This window comes from Streptomyces sp. NPDC092370 (assembly GCF_044755265.1).
Taxonomy (GTDB): Bacteria; Actinomycetota; Actinomycetes; order Streptomycetales; family Streptomycetaceae; genus Streptomyces.
Window position 1 is genome coordinate 730,820 of the sequence record NZ_JBIVQO010000002.1, and the last position, 17,838, is coordinate 748,657.

Sequence of the window (17,838 nt, forward strand, 5' to 3'; positions counted from 1 at the left end):
GGCAGGGCCGAGGGTCCCGGCATGAACGAGGACTTCTCTCTGCGCCAGACGCCGTACAGCGATCCCGGGGACCTCGGCACGGGGGCGCTGCCCCACGAGCCGCGCCGGCTGGCCGCGATGGTCAGGGGCCTGATCGTCCACCGGGGCGAGGGCGGGCTCTTCGGGTACGCGGTGCCCGAGGAACGGCTGCACCACGACGCCGAGTCCCGGTACGTCACGCGGATCCTGCGGATCCTGCGGGAGCGCGGTGACACCCCGCTCACCGAACGGCGGGCGCCCGCCGGGAGGTTCGTGGGAACCTGCCGGGACTTCTCGCTCCTGCTGTGTTCGCTGCTGCGGGCCACGGGGACACCGGCGCGTGCGCGCTGCGGGTTCGCCTCCTACTTCGCCGACGGCTGGTACGAGGACCACTGGGTCACGGAGTACCGGGCGCCGGACGGCGGTTGGCGGCTGGCCGACGCCCAGGTCCACGACGGCTACGGCGTGCCGTTCGACCCGATGGACGTGCCCCGGGACGCCTTCCTGGTGGCCGGTGACGTCTGGCGGGCCTGCCGGCAGGGGCGCGTGGACCCCGAGACGTGCGGTGTGAGCTCCGTCGAGGAACTGCGGGGCCTGTGGTTCGTGGGGGGCAACGTCCTGCGCGACCTGGCCGCGCTGAACGGCGTCGAGCTGCTCCCCTGGGACGGCTGGGACCCGCGGTTCCGCAAGGGCGCGCCCCTCACCGACGACGCCCTCGCGGCGGCCGACGCGGTCGCCGCGGCCCGCTCCGAGGACGACCGGCGGCGGCTCTTCGCGGATCCGCGGCTGACCGTGCCGGCCGAGATCACGTCGTACGCGCCCTACCTCGGGGAGCGCCGCGTCATGTTGCCCGTTCGCTGAACGGCGTCGCCTGGTGGAACCAGAGCAGCCAGCGGCCCTCCGTGCGCCGCCACAGCGAACTGCGGTGGGCGCGGGCGCCGTCGTACTCCGTGTCGTAGGTGAGGTGGACCAGGTCCGGGGCGAGCTGGACGCCTCTCAGCGCGGAGACGGTGACGGGCCGGCCTCCCGGCTCGGTGGTCGCGGCCAGGGAGGCGATGATCGCGGCCCGGCTCCAGTGCCGGCCGGAAGCGCCGAACTCGTGGAAGTCGGGGTGCAGCAGCGCCCCGACCCGCTCGGGCGAACGGCGGACCTTCGGGGTGAGCAGGGCCAGTTCGCCCTCCATCGCCGACTCGACGGCCTGGTTGTGTTCAGGCACCTGTCATCTCCACCAGCTTGACGACGGTGTTCCAGTTGCGGGTCGTGGCGATCACGCCCTGGTTGATGCGCGGTTTCGACAGCTGTTCGGCCAGCTTGGAGCGGCCCAGGCCGTTCGGGGCGTACAGGTACAGGGCCCGGTCGCCGAGGCGGAACTCCTCGGGGAGACAGGCCTCCTGGTCGATCTCCGCGAAGCGGACGGGGGTGACGGGCGCGGAGAAGTAGGTGACGTGGAGCTGCTTGGGCTCCAGGTCCGCGGCCGGGAACGGGCAGGCGTCGGCGATCGCCCGCAGATAGGCGTGGTCGCGCACGATCAGGTCGACGGCGAAGCCGAAGCGCTTCTCGACGGCCCGCGCGATCTCCCCGGCCAAGGACTCCTCGTCCCCCTGGCCGCAGGAGAACACGGCCTGGCCGCTCTGCAGGTACGTACGGACGTCGTCGAGGCCGAGGCCGGCCAGGAGCGTGCGCAGGTCGGCCATGGGGACCTTCCTGCTGCCGCCCACGTTGATTCCGCGCAGCAGCGCTGCGTATGTCGTCATCCGCTCACGATAAAGCGGCCGTCGTGCCCCGTGGGGGTGGGCACGACGGCCGCGGCGGGCAACTGCCCGGCCCCGTAAATTACTCACCGGTCTTCGCGGGGCACAACCGTCTGCCCAGGATCCACACACCCGGGGAGCCCGAGATTGTCTCCCGATAGGTGTAAGGGGCCACAGTCCGCGAGGGTCCTCCCCAGTGGGGAGGGGGCTCGGTCCGTGGGGATGAGGTGCGGCCCCGCCACTTCACCGGGCAGCACGACGAGATGGCTTTATCCGGCCCATACCTTCGAAACGAAAGGGGGCGGCAGGGGGTCGCCACCGCATCACGAGGGGGCAGGCCCGTCATGGGGAACGGAGACATACGGGTACGGGGACTCGCCGCCCGGGCCGGCGGCTGGAGCGCCCGGCACCGATGGGCCGCCGTCGGCATCTGGGTGCTGTTCGTCGTCCTGGCGACGGGGCTCGGTTCGGCAGCCGGCCGGGTCGACGTCAAGGACAGCGACCAGCTGAAGGGCGAGACGCACACCGCCGCGCGGATCACCGAGGACGCCGGGATCGACGAGCCGGCCAGTGAGACGGTCCTGATCCAGGCGAAGGGCAGTGGCCTGAAGGCGACGGACGCCGAGTTCCGGGACGCCGTCGGCGCCGTCGTGCGGGCCGTCGAGGGGACGGGCCGGGTCACCGAGGTGACCTCGCCCTACGACACGAAGACGATCTCGAAGGACGGCCGCAGCGCGCTCGTCCAGTTCGACGTGCGGGGCGAGCCGGACACCGCGGGCGAGCGGATCGAGCCGGTACTGAAGGCCGTCGAGGGCGTCCAGCAGGACCACGCGTCGCTGCGGATCGAGGAGATCGGCGGCGCCAGCATGATGAAGACGTTCGACGACGCGTTCGGCGACGACTTCAAGAAGGCCGAGTACTCCGCGGTGCCGGTGGCTTTCGGCATTCTGCTCATCGCGTTCGGCGCGCTGGTCGCGGCGCTGCTGCCGGTGGCGCTCGCGGTCACCGCGATCATGGCGACGATGGGCCTCATGGGTGTCGTCAGCCACGTCATGCCGATGAGCGAGACCGCCAACTCCGTGATGCTGCTGGTCGGCATGGCGGTCGGCGTCGACTACTGCCTGTTCTATCTGCGCCGCGAGCGTGAGGAGCGCGAGGCCGGCCGGGACGCCCTGACTGCCCTCAGGATCGCCGCCGCGACCAGTGGCCGGGCGATCGTCGTCTCGGGTGTCACGGTGTGCGTGGCGATGGCGGGCATGCTGTTCACCGGGCTCGCCGAGTTCGAGGCGATGGGTCTGGCCTCGCTGATGGTGGTGGCCGTGGCGATGGTGGGCTCCGTGACCGTGCTGCCCGCACTGCTGTCGCTGCTGGGCGAGCGCGTCGAGAAGGGCCGCATCCCGTTCCTGCGGCGGCGCAAGCGGGGCGGCGGCAGCCAGGACAGCCGGTTCTGGACGGCCGTGCTGCGGCGCGTCCTCGCCAAGCCGGTGATCGCCGTCGTCGTGGCGGCCGGTGCGCTGCTGGCGATCACGGCTCCCGCGCTCGGCATGAAGACCCAACAGTTCACCCTGGACCAGGAGTTCGGCGACTCCCTGCCCATCGTGCAGACGTACAACCGGCTCAACGACGCCTTCCCGGGCGGCTCCGAGCCGGCCGAGGTGGTCGTCAAGGCGGACGACATCAACGCGCCCGAGGTGAAGTCCGCACTCGCCGACTTCCGCGAGCGGGCGATCAGTTCGGGAGCCTCGCGCGGCCCGGTGGAGATCAAGCTGCACGATGCGCAGAACGTCGCGTTCGTCTACGTCCCGCTGGTCGGCGGCTCCGACCAGGACAAGGCGGGCGCGAGCCTGGACAAGCTGCGCGACGAGGTGCGTCCGGCCACGCTCGGCAAGGTCGACGGCATCGAGGCGCCCGTCACCGGGCAGGTGGCCGGTTCCAAGGACTTCAACGACCAGTTGGCGGGCGCCGTCGTCCCGGTGTTCGCGTTCGTCGTGGTCTTCGCCTTCGCGCTGATGCTGCTGTCGTTCCGCTCGCTGACCATCGCGGTCACGTCGATCGTGCTGAACCTGCTGTCGGTGGGCGCCGCGTACGGCATCCTCGTCGCCGTCTTCCAGCACGGCTGGGGCGCGTCCCTGGTGGGCGCGGAGGGTGTCGGCGCCATCATCACCTGGCTGCCGCTGTTCCTCTTCGTGATCTTGTTCGGCCTGTCGATGGACTACCACGTGTTCGTGGTCTCCCGGATCCGTGAGGCGCGGCTGCGGGGCCTGACGACGCGGGACGCGATCCGGCACGGCGTGGTCACCACGGCCGGGGTGGTCACCAGCGCCGCGGTCATCATGGTCGCCGTGTTCGCGATCTTCGGGACACTGTCCATGCAGTCCATGAAGCAGATGGGCGTCGGTCTCGCGGCCGCGGTGCTCATCGACGCGACGATCATCCGGGGCGTGCTGCTGCCGGCGGTGATGGCACTGCTCGGCGAGCGCAACTGGTACCTGCCGAAGTGGCTGCACCGGCTGCCGGACCTCACGCACGACGAGGCACCGCAGGAGATCGCCGGACCGGCGGCGCGGGACGACGAGGGCGAGCCCCTCAAGGTCTGACCGCCTCGGTGGTGCGCAGGGCCCGTTGGTTGCCGGGACCGGCCCGGTCGTGTCCGCGCACGGCCGTGTGTCTCGTCAAGGCACCGCGCACGCCGCCCGGCCTGTGCCGATGCGACACTGACCGGTGCATGGCCGCAACCCGACGGCCGAAGCGCGGACGACGGAGGCGGACGATGGACGAGGCACGGGCGCGCGACGTACTGGCAGCGGCCGATGTGCTGCCCGGTGCGGCCCGGGAGGCGCGACTGCTCGCCCTGGGCGAGAACGCGGTGTTCGCCGTCGGTGACCTGGTCGTCAAGGTCGGCCGGGACGCCGAACTCCTCGGCCGGGCGCGCCGTGAACTCGACATCGCGGTGTGGCTCGCCGGGGCGGGTGTGCCGGCGGTACGGGCGGCCGAGCCGAAGGCGCTGCTGGTGGAGGGGCATCCGGTGACGCTGTGGCATCGGCTGCCGGATGCCGTGCGGCCCGCCGAGCCGCGGGACCTGGCCGAACTCCTTCGGGTCGTGCACGCCACTGCTCCGCCTCCGTTCGAGCTTCCGGGCCGTGATCTGCTGGGCGGTGTCGAGCGCTGGCTGCGGCTCGCGGGGGACGCGATCGACCCCGCCGACGCGGCGTATCTGCGCGAGCGGCGGGACGGGTTCGCCGCGCAGGCGGCCGCGCTCACCCCGCATCTGCCGCCGGGGCCGATCCACGGGGACGCGCTGCCGCGCAATGTGCATGTCGGACCTGACGGGCCCGTGCTGGTGGACCTGGAGACGGTGTCCGCGGATCTGCGGGAGCACGACCTGGTGGTGATGGTGCTGTCTCACGACCGGTACGGGGTGTCGGACGGGGCGTACGCGTCGTTCGCCGACACCTACGGCTGGGACGTACGCGCGTGGGAGGGCTGCGGTGTGCTGCGCGGGGCCCGGGAGACGGCCAGTTGTGCGTGGGTCGCCCAGCACGCGCCGAGCAACCCGAAGGCGCTGGCCGAGTTCGAGCGGCGGGTGAGGTCCTTGCGGGAGGGGGACGAGACGGTGCGGTGGTATCCGTTCTGACGGCCGGCAAGCCTTGTCAGACCGGCTCGTCCGCCAACTCCCGCACGGGCCATGTCCCGTCGACCAGCGCCGTCGCGTCGCCCTTGCCGCGCAGGAAGCTCTGGAAGTCCGCCGCCCACTGCGCGTACCACTCGATCTGGCGGTGGTGCAGGGCCGCCGGGCCGAGGGCGGCGATCTTGGGGTGGCGGTCGGCTATCGCGCCGGCCAGGCGGGCGGCCGCCAGGGCGTCGGCCGTGGCGTCGTGGGCGGCCTCGAGGACGACTCCGTACTCGGCGCAGACGGCTTCGAGGTTGCGTTTGCCGCGGCGGTAGCGGTCGACCCAGCGGTCGATGGTGTACGGGTCGATGACCGGGGCCGGGTCCACCCCGCCCAGGCGGTCGCGCAGGGACGGCAGACCGTGGCGCCGCAACTCCGCGGAGAGCAGGGTGAGGTCGAAGGTCGCGTTGTACGCGACGACCGGCACGCCCGTCTTCCAGTAGGAGGTGAGGACGTCGGCCAGGGCCTCCGCCACCTGGTCGGCCGGTCTGCCCTCGGCCGCCGCGCGTTCATTGCTGATGCCGTGCACCGCCACCGCGTCCTCGGGGATCGGCACTCCCGGGTCCGCGAGCCACTCCCGGCGCCCCATCGGCTCTCCGCCCCTGACCTCGATCACGGCCCCCGTGACGATGCGCGCCTCGCGCGGATCCGTGCCCGTCGTCTCCAGGTCGAAGCCGACCAGCAGCTCCCGGTGCCAGCTCATGGGCGGTCCCCCTTCTTGTGGTGCGTTCCCCCAGTGATCTCCACCTTCCCACGCACCACTGACAATCAGAGGGCCGCGTTCCGCCGACGCCCGGCGGCGGACCGGGCACCACCGCTCAGGGGGGCACAGTTCACGACACCGGCCGCGAATCCGCCCACATCACCTCGAACTCCTCGCGGTAGGTGGGGAAGAGGCCACTTTCGTCCACCTCGCCCGACTTGACCACCTTGCCGCTGTTGCGCAGCACGAACACCGGTGCCTCCATGCCCCGGGTGCGGCGCAGGTAGCTCTGCACGACCGCGATGCCGTCCGCACCGTCGCCGTCCACCAGATACGCCGTGAAGCGGGGCGTCTCGTCGAAGACCTGGATCTCGAAGGCGCCCGGATCGCGCAGCCGGGCGCGCACCCGGCGCATGTGCAGGATGTTCATCTCGACGGCCCGGCCGAGTTCACCGCGCTTGATGCCGAGTTCGCGCTCGCGCCGCTTCACCGCGCTGGAGGCCGGGTTGAGGAACAGCAGCCTGACCCGGCAGCCGGACTCGGCCAGCCGCACCAGGCGCCGGCCGGAGAAGTTCTGCACGAGCAGGTTCAGGCCGATGCCGATGGCGTCGAGACGGCGGGCGCCGCCGAAGAGGTCCTCGGCCGGGAACTGCCGCATCAGCCGCACCCGGTCCGAGTGCACGGCGACCACGTCGGCGTACCGGTCGCCGACCAGGTCCTCGACCGCGTCGATGGGCAACCGGCGCGCGGACGGCACGTCCCCGCCGGCGCCGAGCATCTCCAGCAGCCGCGCCGAGGCCCGCTCCGCCTGGCTCAGCACGGCCTCGGACAGGGCACGGTTGCGGGAGACGACGTTGCGGGTGACCTCCAGCTCGTCCAAGGCGAGCTCGACGTCCCGGCGGTCGTCGAAGTACGGCTCGAAGCAGGGCCAGTGCTGCACCATCAACTCGCGCAGCTGCGGCAGGGTGAGGAAGGACAGCACGTTGTCGTCGGCCGGGTCGAGCAGGTAGCCCTTGCGGCGGCTGACCTCGCGCACGGCCACCGCGCGCTGCACCCACTCCTGGCCGGCCGGCCCGGCGGCGGCCACCACCCAGTCCTCGCCGTGCACGGGTTCGTAGACCGGCCGCAGGACGGCGGCGACCACCGCGCGCAGCCGCTGTTCGACGAGGTTCAGCCAGATGTAGGCCCGCCCGGCCCGCTGGGCGCGGGTGCGCACCTCGCGCCAGGCGTCGGCGTCCCAGTCCAGTTCCGGGCCGATCGAGCCCGTCGCGTCCATCGGCCGCGCCAGGGACACGGCACCGGTCGGGACATCTGCGGAGTTCCCCTCGTGACCCTCGTCACCAGGGGGCAGCTCCAGCCCTCCCGAGCCCACCCTCGCACCGCCTTCCGCTCCCCCGGGCACCGCCCTTGTCAACGATCAAGGAAGGGTACTCCGGGAGCGGTCGGCGGTGCAGCCGGATGGGCAGGGTTGGTTCTCAACCGCGCGGCCGCCAGTGCCCGTTCTGCCAGGCGAGCTCGGCCGGAGTGAGCGGATTCATGGCGGTGACGTCGCGCGGGGCGATGGAGAAGCCCTGCCAGTGGACGGGCATGGGCTGCTGGTCCTCGTCCCGGGCGATGTGGTGGAAGCCGATGTTCATCCAGACCACCGGGTGGGTCAGGGTCTGTCCGTTCACCCACTTGTCGACGGACTTTCCGGCTCCGGCCCCGCAGTTGCCGGGGTTGTGACTGGCGAACAGTTCACACTTGTTGTACTGCGTGATGTACAGGTCGTGCTTGGTGAAGCTACGGCCCGGGTACTTGGTCGTGACCCCGGGGACGATCTCGTAGGAGCGCGCGTGTCCGTCCTTGTTCTTGCCGGTCGCGCTGACCATGCGCCACCAGCGGTAGTTCTTGCTGTCTCCGGCCAGTTCCTTGGTCACCTTGGTGCGGGTCGTCTTGGTGGTGGGGGCGCGCTGGCCCCGGACCGGCGCGGTGACGGCGGAGTCGTACTGCTCGACGCCGTTCTTGGTGGAGCCGTCCAGGGCGAAGTCGAGCCGCCAGAAGGCGTTGTGGCTGTGGCTGGTCGCCTTGGCGCTCGCGCCCTTGCCGATGGGCCAGCCGCGGCCGTCACCGGCGTCGTAGTCCTCGAAGGACAGACTGCCGGTGGCGCCGACGTTCATGGTGATCGTGCCGTCGTCCTGGAAGCGCCACTCGGTCATGTACTCGTACCAGCCGACCTGGTTCACCGTGTAGACGAGGAGGTCCTTGCCGTCGGCCTGGAAGACCTTGTTCGCGGTGTCGCCCTGCATGCGGTAGGCGTGGCCGCGGGAGCGGGTGGTGGTGCACAGGCCCTTGACGTTCGGGTCGTCGTTCCAGGAGTCGGGGACCTTGACGGTCTTGATGGCCCCGCCGGGGCACTCGCCCGGCGCCAGGTTCATCAGGCCCTGGGCGAAGTCGAAGCCGGTGAGGTCGTCGTACTCGACCGAGCCGTCGTCGTAGGGGACGTGGATCTGGCCCAGGCGGGCGCTGTTGAGGACCTTGATCGGTTTGGGCTCGCCCTTGGGCTGGTACGAGATCTTCTCCAGGACGAGGCCGGCCTTGCCGTCGTAGCGCCAGCACATCCGCCAGGTCGTGCCGGAGGAGAGCTTCTGCTCGATGCGGTAGGCGGCGCTGCAGTCGGCGGCCGGTGCCGCGGGGGCGGCCTTGGGCTGGGCGGTGGCCGGTCCGGCGCCGGCCGTGGCGCCGGCGGCCAGCGCGGCCACGGTCAGGCCCACGGCCGCCCGGGTGCGGACCTTGGTGTTGCTGTTCACGCGCATGACGAGATGACTCCCTGACGAGGAGGAGCGAGGTGGACGGGTGAGCGAAGAGGGTGGGTCAGCGGCCGAGCCGGGCGACCTTGCGGGCGCTCAGGTCGATCACCAGCGACCTGGCGTCGACCCACGGCCCGTTCTTGATCTTCGGGAACAGCCGGACGCAGCGGTGCTCCCCGCACCGGTCGAGCGCGGCGGGCTGGGCGCCCGGCGCTGCCCGGTAGACGGCGCCGCTCAGCTGGAGCTGGTCCGGGGAGGTGAGCGCCTTGCCGGTGGCGTCCTTGTAGTCGGCCTTGAGGTCCGCGCCCAGCGGGTCGGCGATCAGGAGTTCGGCCGCCTCGGCCTTCTCGGCGCGGCTGAGCGGCGGCTGCACGCCGTGCTGGGTGCCGGTGCTCACCACTTTGCCGGTGCCGAGGTCGACGGTCCGGGTGACGAGAGTGTCGTCCCGGTAGTCGTAGAACGTCACGTCGGCACGCCGGGGCGCGTCCGGCTTGCCGACCTCGTCGGCCTCGGGTTCGGCGAGGTCGACGCTGAGGCGCTGCGGGCCGCGGTCCCCGTCGACGCTCTCACCGCTCTGGAACAGTTGCCGGCTGAGAGCGATCTTCTCGACCCGCTTCAGCTCGTCGTCGGTCAGCGGATCACGGCCCTCGCCCTGCTGCCCCTCGGCCGGCGCCTCCTCCACGACCCCCGGCGCCACGGCCCGGCCGCCACCCGCCGGGCCGCCGCCCGCCGGGCCGCCGGTCTCCTGCGGGACGGACTGCCCCGCGCGGGTACCCGTGTCGTCCGCCCCCGCCGTGCCCGGCAGGGTGATCCCGATCATCACGGCGGTCCCGGCCACCGCGATGGCCGTACCCGCCACCACCTTGCCCAGATGGCGGTGCACTATGTTGCGCACGTCTTCCCCCTACTCCCCCAAGCACCGGGAGTATGTGTTGCCCCATGGTTTGGCATACCGCGTATGCACTGGTCACTCGGTAAGAGGGAGATAAGTCATAGGAGGTTCCCTCACTTTCGGGGAGACTCGGGACCAAGGCGTCCCCACCGGCGCCGCACACCTGAAAGAGTCGTATTCATGCAGGTCTGGCCTGGCGAGGCGTATCCACTCGGTGCCACGTACGACGGCGCCGGTACCAATTTCGCGGTCTTCTCGGAGGCCGCGGACCGAGTAGAGCTGTGTCTGCTGCACGACGACGGCTCGGAGACGGCGATCGAGCTCCGGGAGAGCGACGCGTTCGTGCGGCACGCGTATGTGCCGGGCATCATGCCGGGACAGCGGTACGGGTTCCGGGTGCACGGCCCGTACGCCCCGGAGCGCGGCCTGCGCTGCAACTCCGCGAAGCTGCTGCTCGACCCGTACGCGCGTGCGATCAGCGGTTCGGTCCACTGGGGCGAGGAGGTCTACGGCTACCACTTCGACGATCCCGACCGGCGCAATGATCTCGACTCGGCGCCGCACACGATGACGTCGGTCGTGGTCAACCCCTACTTCGACTGGGGCGACGACCGGCGCCCGCGCACCGAGTACCACCACACGGTGATCTACGAGGCCCACGTCAAGGGCCTCACCATGCGCCACCCGGGGCTCCCGGAGGAGCTGCGCGGCACCTACGCGGCCCTCGCGCACCCGGCGATCATCGAGCACCTCACGGAGCTCGGGGTCACGGCTCTGGAGCTGATGCCCGTACACCAGTTCGTGAACGATCACCGGCTGGTCGACATGGGCCTGAACAACTACTGGGGCTACAACACCATCGGCTTCTTCGCGCCGCACAACGCCTACGCGTCCTGGGGCGACCGGGGTCAGCAGGTGCTGGAGTTCAAGTCGGCGGTCAAGGCGCTGCACGAGGCCGGGATCGAGGTGATCCTCGACGTGGTCTACAACCACACCGCCGAGGGCAACCACCTGGGCCCGACCCTGTCCTTCAAGGGCCTGGACAACTCGCGCTACTACCGGCTGACGGACGACCCCCGCTACTACATGGACACGACCGGGACGGGGAACTCCCTGCTCATGCGGTCCCCGCACGTCCTCCAGCTGATCATGGACTCGCTGCGGTACTGGGTGACGGACATGCACGTGGACGGGTTCCGCTTCGACCTGGCGGCGACGCTGGCCCGGCAGTTCCACGAGGTGGACCGGCTGTCGTCGTTCTTCGACCTGGTGCAGCAGGACCCGGTGGTCTCCCAGGTCAAGCTGATCGCCGAGCCGTGGGACGTGGGCGAGGGCGGCTACCAGGTGGGGAACTTCCCGCCGTTGTGGACCGAGTGGAACGGCAAGTACCGCGACACCGTGCGCGATCTGTGGCGGGGCGAGCAGCGCACGCTCGCGGAGTTCGCCTCCCGGCTGACCGGTTCGTCCGACCTGTACCAGGACGACGGGCGCCGCCCGCTGGCCTCGATCAACTTCGTGACCTGCCACGACGGCTTCCCGCTGCACGACCTGGTGGCCTACAACGACAAGCACAACGAGGCCAACGGCGAGGACAACCGGGACGGCGAGAGCCACAACCGGTCCTGGAACTGCGGTGTCGAGGGCGAGACCGACGATCCCGAGGTGCTGCGGCTGCGCGCCCGGCAGATGCGGAACTTCATCGCGACGCTGATGCTGTCCCAGGGCGTGCCCATGATCAGCCACGGCGACGAGTTCGCCCGCACCCAGCACGGCAACAACAACGCCTACTGCCAGGACAACGAGCTGTCCTGGGTCGAGTGGCCCGAGGAGGGGGAGGACGCCGAGGGCGGGCTGAGCAGGGAGCTGCTGGCCTTCACGCGGGCGATGGTGTGGCTGCGCCGGGACCACCCGGTCTTCCGCCGCAGGCGCTTCTTCCACGGACGGCCCGTGGAGGGCACGCACGACGACCTGTCCGACATCGCCTGGTTCACTCCCGACGGCCGGGAGATGACCCAGCGCGACTGGGACTCGGCACAGGCCTCGGCGCTGACGGTGTTCCTCAACGGCAACGCGATCTCCGAGCCGGGCGCACGCGGGGAGCGCATCACCGACGACTCCTTCCTGCTGATGTTCAACGCCTCGCCGAAGCCGTTGGAGTTCGTGGTTCCGGTCAATCACGGGCGGCAGTGGGAGGTCGTGGTCGACACGGCCCGCGCGAACGGACTCCCCTCAGACACCGGCCCGAAGGTGCAGGCCGGGGACCGGCTGACCCTCACGGACCGGAGCATGACGGTGCTCCAGCGGCCCGTGTAGCCGCACCGCGTCGCCCGGACAGAGCCACTCGTCCGGGCGACGCGCGGCGCACCCGGAGGGCCCCGGGGGCACGAACCGCCGCGGGGCGGGTACGTACGTTTCCATGACACCTGAGCGACCTGACCCGGTGGTGCCCACGGCCACGTACCGGCTGCAGCTGCAGCCCGACTTCCCGTTCGGAGCAGCCGCGGCCGCCGTGCCGTACCTGGCCTCGCTCGGCGTCTCGCACCTGCACCTGTCCCCCGTCCTGGAGGCGGTCCCGGGCTCGACACACGGCTACGACGTCGTCGACCACGCGCGCGTGCGTGAGGAGCTGGGCGGCGAGGAGGGGCTGCGGGCACTGGCGCGCACCGCACGCGAGCACGGGCTCGGCCTGGTGGTGGACATCGTTCCCAACCACATGGCCATGTCCCCGCGCCACAACCGCGCCCTGTGGGAGGTGCTGCGCGAGGGCCCGAAGTCGCCGTACGCGCGCTGGTTCGACATCGACTGGGAGGCGAAGGACGGCCAGGTGCTGCTGCCGCTCCTCGGCGGGCCGCTGGGCGAGGTGCTCGACGAGCTGCGCGTCGACGGTGACGTCCTGCGCTACTACGACCACGTCCTGCCGCTGCGCGAGGGCACCGAGGACCTGCCGCTGCCGCATCTGCTGGATGCGCAGTGGTACCGCCCGGTGTGGTGGCGGCTGGCCCGGACCGAACTCAACTACCGGCGGTTCTTCAGCATCTCGGAGCTCATCGGGGTCCGGGTGGAGGACCCCGAGGTGTTCGAGGCCACCCACGGCAAGATCCTCCAGCTGCTGCACGACGGGGTGATCGACGGGCTGCGCATCGACCACCCCGACGGGCTCGCCGACCCCGACGACTACCTCACGCGGCTGCACGAGGCGACAGGGGGCCGCTGGACGGTCGTGGAGAAGATCCTGGCCGACGGTGAGCACCTGCCGGCGTCCTGGCCCGTCGCCGGGACCACCGGCTACGACGCCCTGCGGCACGTGGACGGGGTCTTCACGGACCCGGCCGGGTTCGGGGACCTCCTGGGGCAGTACCGGCGCTTCGCGGCCCCGCAGACGGACCGGGGCGGGCAGTGGGAGGCGACGGTGCGGCGGGCGGCGTACAAGGTCCTCACGCACGAGCTGGCCACCGAGACCGACCGGCTGACCCGGGTGGCGACCCGGCTCTGCGCGACCTCACCGGAACCGGCCCTGCGCGACCGCGCGCCCTGGGCGCTGCGCACCGCTCTCCAGGAGCTCCTCGTACGGATGGAGGTCTACCGGCCCTACGAGTCCGTCGACGCGGCGTCCGTGGTCACCGAGGCGGCGGCGGCCGAGGCCCGGCAGGCCTTCGCGGTGCCCGAGGAGGCCGGTGCCGTGGACGTCGTACGGGACCTCGTGCTGGGGCGGTACGGCGACGGGCCCGCGCACCTGGAGTTCCGGACGCGGTTCGCGCAGACCTCGTCGGCGCTGCGGGCCAAGTCGGTGGAGGACACGGCGTTCTACCGGTACGTGCCGCTGCTGTCGGCGACCGAGGTGGGCGGGAATCCGGGCGCACCCGCGCTGTCGCCGGAGGAGTTCCACGCGTACTGCGCCCGTCTGCAACGCGACTGGCCGGTGTCCGGCACCGTGGCGTCGACGCACGACACCAAGCGCAGTGCCGACGTCCGGGCGGCGCTGCACGTGCTCACCGAGTGCCCCGACCGCTGGGCGGACGTGCTCGCGGAGGTGACCCGGGCCGGGGAGGGCGTGCCGGACGCGCAACTGGCGTGGGCGGCCTGGCAGACGGTGTTCGGGCTGGGCCCGGCGTCGGGGGTGCTGGAACGGGTGCGGGGGGCGCTGCTGAAGCATGTGCGGGAGGCCGGCCTGTACACGAGCTGGACCGAGCAGCAGCCGCCGTACGAGGAGGCGGTGGAGCGGTTCGTGGCGGCCGGGCCGTGCGGGGCGCCGGGTGAGCGGGTCGCCGCCTTCCGGGAGTCGCTGGCGCCGCACATCCGGTCCAACGTGCTGGGCACGGCCCTGGTGCAGCTGACGATGCCCGGCGTCCCGGACGTCTACCAGGGCACGGAGGCCGAGTACCGGGCGCTGGTCGACCCGGACAACCGGCGGGCGGTGGACTTCCCGCCCGAGGAGTCCGGCGGCACGTCCGCGCAGAAGACGGCGGTGACGCGGGCGGCGCTGGGACTGCGGGCCCGGCGGCCCGGCGCCTTCGGCGACAGGGCGACGTACACGGCACTGCCCGCCGAGGGACCGGCGGCGGCGCACTGCCTGGCGTTCGCCCGCTCCCAAGAGGTGCTGACGGCCGTGACGCGCCTGTCCTTGCGGCTCGCGGAGGCGGGCGGCTGGCGGGACACGCGGCTTCCGCTTCCGCCGGGCCGCTGGGCGGACGTGCTGGAGCCCGGGCGGGAGTTCACGGGGCACGCGCGGGTGGCGGAGCTGTTCGCGGGGGTGCCGGTGGCGCTGCTGGAAAGGGTGGGGTGAGTTCAGGCGACGGCGGGGTCGTCCTCGGGGCGGTCCTCGTAGGCGGGCAGGGGGGCTCGCGGGGCGCGGCCAGGCTGCGCGCGGCAGGTCCACGACCCTCTCCGCCGCTCCGGTCCGCGGAAGGCGCGAGAAGACCGCCGGTGCGCCGCCGGCCCGGGTCGGGAGTGAGGACGACGCAGCCCCGCCGACCGCGTCGCCGACGAGGTGGGCGGGGCCGCGCAGACTCCGACACCGGCCGCGGCCATCCGTACCACCGCCGCGGTGTGCTCGGTGAGCACGGCGGTGCGTTCGAGTCGGTCGGCGAGGCGTTCCTCACCCTGGCGTGGCGGGGCTGCACCGGCAGTAGCCGGGCTGCCGGCGCTCCGGGCGCCCCGTGGAGCCTCCCCCGCTCGCGCCCTTGACACCGCACCATGGCCGTGGGGTACTGCGATTGCGAACTCGGGCGGATGTGACGGGGGTGGGTGTCCTGCCGGAGCTGCGCTACCCGACGGTGACCGAACAGGTCTCTGCTGCCCGGGCGTTGACCGCTCAGCGCCCCGGAGTGTGCACCCTGCGGCAGGTGGGTGCCTCACGCGCCGGCAGACCTCTGCACCTGCTGTCCGTGGGCCGCGCCCACCGCGCGGTTCTGGTGGTGGCCGGCGCCCACGCCAACGAGCCGACCGGCTCCTGCACCCTGCTCGCGCTCGCCCGGCGGGTCCTGGAACGGCGGGAGCTGCGCGACGGCGTCTCCTGGCACTTCCTGCTGTGCGCGGACCCCGACGGGGCGAGCCTGCATGTGACGCCGGCGCCGCGCAGCCTCTTCGACTACCACCTCGGCTTCTTCCGCCCCGCGGGCCCGGAGCAGCCCGAGTGGGCGCCGTCGTTGCTGCCGCCGGACCGGCTGCCGCCCGAGACCCGGGCCCTGACGGGCGTCATCGACGAGCTGCGCCCCTACCTCCAGGTGACGCTGCACGGCACGGACCTGGGCGGCAGCTGGGTGCAGCTGACGAAGGACGTGCCGGGGCTCGCCGAGCCGTTCGCGAAGTCGGCGGCCGAGCTGCACATCCCGGTGGAGACCGGCGCGTCGGACGCCGCGGGCTGGCCCGCGTCCGGGCCGGGCGTGCACGTCATGCCCGCGCCGGAGATCGGGCCGGCGTACCCGAGCCTGCCCGACGACGCGCGGCACAGCACCTGGTACCACGCCCACCGGTACGGCGGGCTGACCGCGGTGGTCGAGGTGCCGATGTGGGCGAGCGACCTGGTCGACGACCCGGCTCCGCATCCTGCTCCGGCGGCGGCGATCGAGCGGCTGGCGCGTCGGCTGCAGAGCGACGCGCGGGAGGTGACGCGGGTGCTCGACGGGGCGGCGCTGCCCCGGCTGACGGACGTGGACGCGCCGTTGCTGCGGGCCGCCCGGTGGGGGCTGGAGCTGGTGCCGGGTCTGGCCTTTGACCTGGTCCACACTCCCCCCGCCGACCTCACCCGGGCGTACGTCGGCAGCGTGGACGCCTTCGCGCGCCGCGTGCCGCTGCGGGCGGCGGCCATGCTGCTGCGGGTGCTGCGCGGGACCGACGACGAGGCGGCGAAGCAGTTGGAGGGGCTCGTCTCGGCCTGGAGCAACGCTTTCGCGGAGCGTTTCCGCGCCCGCTGGGTGCCCCTGGAGCACCAGGTGGAGCACCAGTCCCGCACGGTCCTCGCGGCGGCGCTGCACGCCCGGGAGAGGGCTTCGTAGGGCCTGCGCAGAGGGCTGCTCCGCTCCGGACACCCGGGCGCCCCGGCCGTCCCGCGTCTCAGTCCCGCTGCGTCGGTACGGTCTCCCCCGAGCCGGAGCGCGCGGGCGCGTGCCGTCCGGCCAGCTCGAACGCGGCGAGCACCACGCGGGCCTGGTACTCGGCCTGGCGGGCCACCGGGATCCAGCGCGCCCGGCAGCCGTCGCGGTAGTCGGCGCACCAGGCGTCGATCAGCCGGTCCAGCTCCGGCAGCGCCCCGGCCGGGTCGCTGCCGGCGGCCCGTACGAGCTGGTGCAGCAGTCCCGCCGTGCGCAGCGCGAGCCGCCGTCCGGAGATGCGCAGGGCGACGAGGTGGGCGGTGCTCAGCGGAGGGAGGGGGTGGGCCGGGCTGTCGCCGGTGTCGGGGTCCCAGGCGTCGGCGAGGCCGGGGCAGACCAGGAGGTAGTCGTCGACCGGCGCGAGCAGGCGGGCCGCGTCGGGCACACCGGCGAGGTGCGGCCTGATCCGGGCCAGCAGGTGCCGCAGGAGGCCCGTGTCGTGGCGCAGGGTGCGGCTGACGGCCCGCAGCACGGCGTCGCGGTCCGCGGGCGGGGAGGCGTCCGCCACGGCCGTCACGCCCCACATGGGCGACTCGACGACCGCGGTGACGGTGCCGTGCCGGTAGGGGTGGAACCACGTGGACTCGACGGCGGCCTCCGTGATGGCCGCGGCCAGGTCGGCCCGGCGCGGCGGCGGGATGCGGTAGACGGCGGGCCCGAGGCCGGGCCAGTACAGGGCGTCGTAGGCGCCGAGTTCGCGGGGGATGCCGAGCCGGGCGGCGATGTGGGCGAGGCGCTGGGCGAAGCCCGGGAGGTCGTGGGTGAGCTCGACGAAGCCGCCGCCGATGTCCACGCCGTGCAGGGAGCACTGGAGGAACGGGCGCAGTTCGTCCTGGAGGCCGAGCAGGGCTCGGGTCTCCGGCAGGGCGGCGCCGGCCGCGCCGTCGGGCAGCCACTCGGGCTGCTCGACGAAGCCGGGCCGGAAGAAGTTACGGACGTACTGGCCGAGCGTGTAGGGGCCGGCCAGCCAGCCCTCGTTGCGGCGCGAACCGTCCGGGTCGAGGCACAGCAACAGGTTCCAGGTGGCGTCGGCGCCCTCGGTGAGCCGCGGGTCGGCCAGGGTCCGCTCGGCCAGGCGCAGCACGGTGGCGCCGCCCACCGGTTCGTTGGCGTGGGGGCCGGCGACGACGAGCGCCTGGCGGCTGCCGTGGCCGATGGAGAGCAGCCACATGGGGGTGCCCGCGCGGGACGTGCCGACCCGGCGCAACCGGGCGTCACGGGGGTGGCGGGCGACGAGGACGGTGGCCCGGGCGCCCAGTTCGTCGACGGTCGGGTAGCGCGGGAGGGGCGGCAGGGCACACCTCCCCGATGCGGTGCCAACGGTTCACCAGGTGTAGATGGCGTACGCACAGTCAGTCACGACTTCAGAGGTACGTCAACACCGTGGACGGCAAAGGCATTTCGGCCATGCTTCCGCGACCGGCA

At 72.4% G+C, this 17,838-nt stretch carries 13 protein-coding genes; 6 read left to right on the top strand and 7 right to left on the bottom strand.

All coding sequences use genetic code 11. From position 1 onward, the window contains the following. Positions 1-21: 21 nt before the first annotated feature. Positions 22-879, top strand: a complete 858-nt coding sequence (locus ACIQHQ_RS09900; RefSeq protein WP_402611294.1) for a transglutaminase-like domain-containing protein — start codon at positions 22-24, stop codon at positions 877-879. Here ACIQHQ_RS09900 and ACIQHQ_RS09905 read toward each other — a convergent pair. After that, positions 860-1,234, bottom strand: coding sequence for a DUF4440 domain-containing protein (locus ACIQHQ_RS09905; RefSeq protein WP_402611296.1), 375 nt, complete (start codon positions 1,232-1,234; stop codon positions 860-862). The genes ACIQHQ_RS09900 and ACIQHQ_RS09905 overlap by 20 nt on opposite strands. Then, a complete protein-coding gene (locus tag ACIQHQ_RS09910) occupies positions 1,227-1,772 on the bottom strand; it encodes a DUF1697 domain-containing protein (protein ID WP_402611298.1) in 546 nt (181 codons plus the stop codon). The genes ACIQHQ_RS09905 and ACIQHQ_RS09910 overlap by 8 nt, the downstream gene beginning before the upstream one ends. A 341-nt stretch (positions 1,773-2,113) precedes the next feature. On the opposite strand from ACIQHQ_RS09910, the gene ACIQHQ_RS09915 reads away from it, so the two are divergent. Further along, the gene (locus ACIQHQ_RS09915) at positions 2,114-4,366 is read left to right on the top strand and encodes an MMPL family transporter (RefSeq protein WP_402611300.1); all 2,253 of its coding nucleotides are present in this window, start codon (positions 2,114-2,116) and stop codon (positions 4,364-4,366) included. A gap of 173 nt (positions 4,367-4,539) precedes the next feature. Further along, positions 4,540-5,403 carry a phosphotransferase enzyme family protein gene (locus tag ACIQHQ_RS09920; protein ID WP_402611302.1) on the top strand — a complete coding sequence of 288 codons (864 nt, stop codon included), beginning with the start codon at positions 4,540-4,542 and terminating at the stop codon, positions 5,401-5,403. A 16-nt stretch (positions 5,404-5,419) separates the two neighbouring features. On the opposite strand, the gene ACIQHQ_RS09925 is transcribed toward ACIQHQ_RS09920, so the two are convergent. The 4 genes from ACIQHQ_RS09925 to ACIQHQ_RS09940 form a co-directional block, all read right to left on the bottom strand. Next, positions 5,420-6,142 carry a 3'-5' exonuclease gene (locus tag ACIQHQ_RS09925; RefSeq protein WP_402611304.1) on the bottom strand — a complete coding sequence of 241 codons (723 nt, stop codon included), beginning with the start codon at positions 6,140-6,142 and terminating at the stop codon, positions 5,420-5,422. A gap of 130 nt (positions 6,143-6,272) precedes the next feature. After that, entirely contained in the window at positions 6,273-7,544 is a 1,272-nt protein-coding gene (locus tag ACIQHQ_RS09930; protein ID WP_402611306.1) for an SAV2148 family HEPN domain-containing protein, read from the bottom strand. Positions 7,545-7,617: 73 nt separating this feature from the next. Beyond that, on the bottom strand, positions 7,618-8,937 hold the full coding sequence (locus ACIQHQ_RS09935; protein WP_402611308.1) for a copper amine oxidase: 1,320 nt from the start codon (positions 8,935-8,937) through the stop codon (positions 7,618-7,620). 58 nt (positions 8,938-8,995) lie between these two features. Further along, complete coding sequence (locus ACIQHQ_RS09940; RefSeq protein ID WP_402611309.1) at positions 8,996-9,826, bottom strand: Tat pathway signal sequence domain protein; 831 nt, start codon at positions 9,824-9,826, stop codon at positions 8,996-8,998. 177 nt (positions 9,827-10,003) lie between these two features. On the opposite strand from ACIQHQ_RS09940, the gene glgX reads away from it, so the two are divergent. From glgX to ACIQHQ_RS09955, 3 genes are all read left to right on the top strand, one after another. Further along, entirely contained in the window at positions 10,004-12,136 is a 2,133-nt protein-coding gene (glgX, locus tag ACIQHQ_RS09945) for a glycogen debranching protein GlgX (RefSeq protein WP_402611310.1), read from the top strand. Positions 12,137-12,239: 103 nt separating this feature from the next. Beyond that, complete coding sequence (treY, locus tag ACIQHQ_RS09950; protein WP_402611311.1) at positions 12,240-14,606, top strand: malto-oligosyltrehalose synthase; 2,367 nt, start codon at positions 12,240-12,242, stop codon at positions 14,604-14,606. A gap of 457 nt (positions 14,607-15,063) precedes the next feature. Next, on the top strand, positions 15,064-16,317 hold the full coding sequence (locus ACIQHQ_RS09955) for a M14 family zinc carboxypeptidase (protein WP_402611312.1): 1,254 nt from the start codon (positions 15,064-15,066) through the stop codon (positions 16,315-16,317). Positions 16,318-16,375: 58 nt separating this feature from the next. Here the strand turns inward: ACIQHQ_RS09955 and ACIQHQ_RS09960 are convergent, their stop codons facing one another. After that, on the bottom strand, positions 16,376-17,707 hold the full coding sequence (locus ACIQHQ_RS09960; protein ID WP_402611636.1) for a M14 family zinc carboxypeptidase: 1,332 nt from the start codon (positions 17,705-17,707) through the stop codon (positions 16,376-16,378). Positions 17,708-17,838 lie beyond the last annotated feature (131 nt).

Coding starts and splice junctions, on each gene's coding strand:
- ACIQHQ_RS09910 (WP_402611298.1), bottom strand. CDS start 1,772: ATGACGACATACGCAGCGCTGCTGCGCGGAATCAACGTGGGCGGCAGC.
- treY (WP_402611311.1), top strand. CDS start 12,240: ATGACACCTGAGCGACCTGACCCGGTGGTGCCCACGGCCACGTACCGG.
- ACIQHQ_RS09935 (WP_402611308.1), bottom strand. CDS start 8,937: ATGCGCGTGAACAGCAACACCAAGGTCCGCACCCGGGCGGCCGTGGGC.
- glgX (WP_402611310.1), top strand. CDS start 10,004: ATGCAGGTCTGGCCTGGCGAGGCGTATCCACTCGGTGCCACGTACGAC.
- ACIQHQ_RS09925 (WP_402611304.1), bottom strand. CDS start 6,142: ATGAGCTGGCACCGGGAGCTGCTGGTCGGCTTCGACCTGGAGACGACG.
- ACIQHQ_RS09920 (WP_402611302.1), top strand. CDS start 4,540: ATGGACGAGGCACGGGCGCGCGACGTACTGGCAGCGGCCGATGTGCTG.
- ACIQHQ_RS09915 (WP_402611300.1), top strand. CDS start 2,114: ATGGGGAACGGAGACATACGGGTACGGGGACTCGCCGCCCGGGCCGGC.
- ACIQHQ_RS09900 (WP_402611294.1), top strand. CDS start 22: ATGAACGAGGACTTCTCTCTGCGCCAGACGCCGTACAGCGATCCCGGG.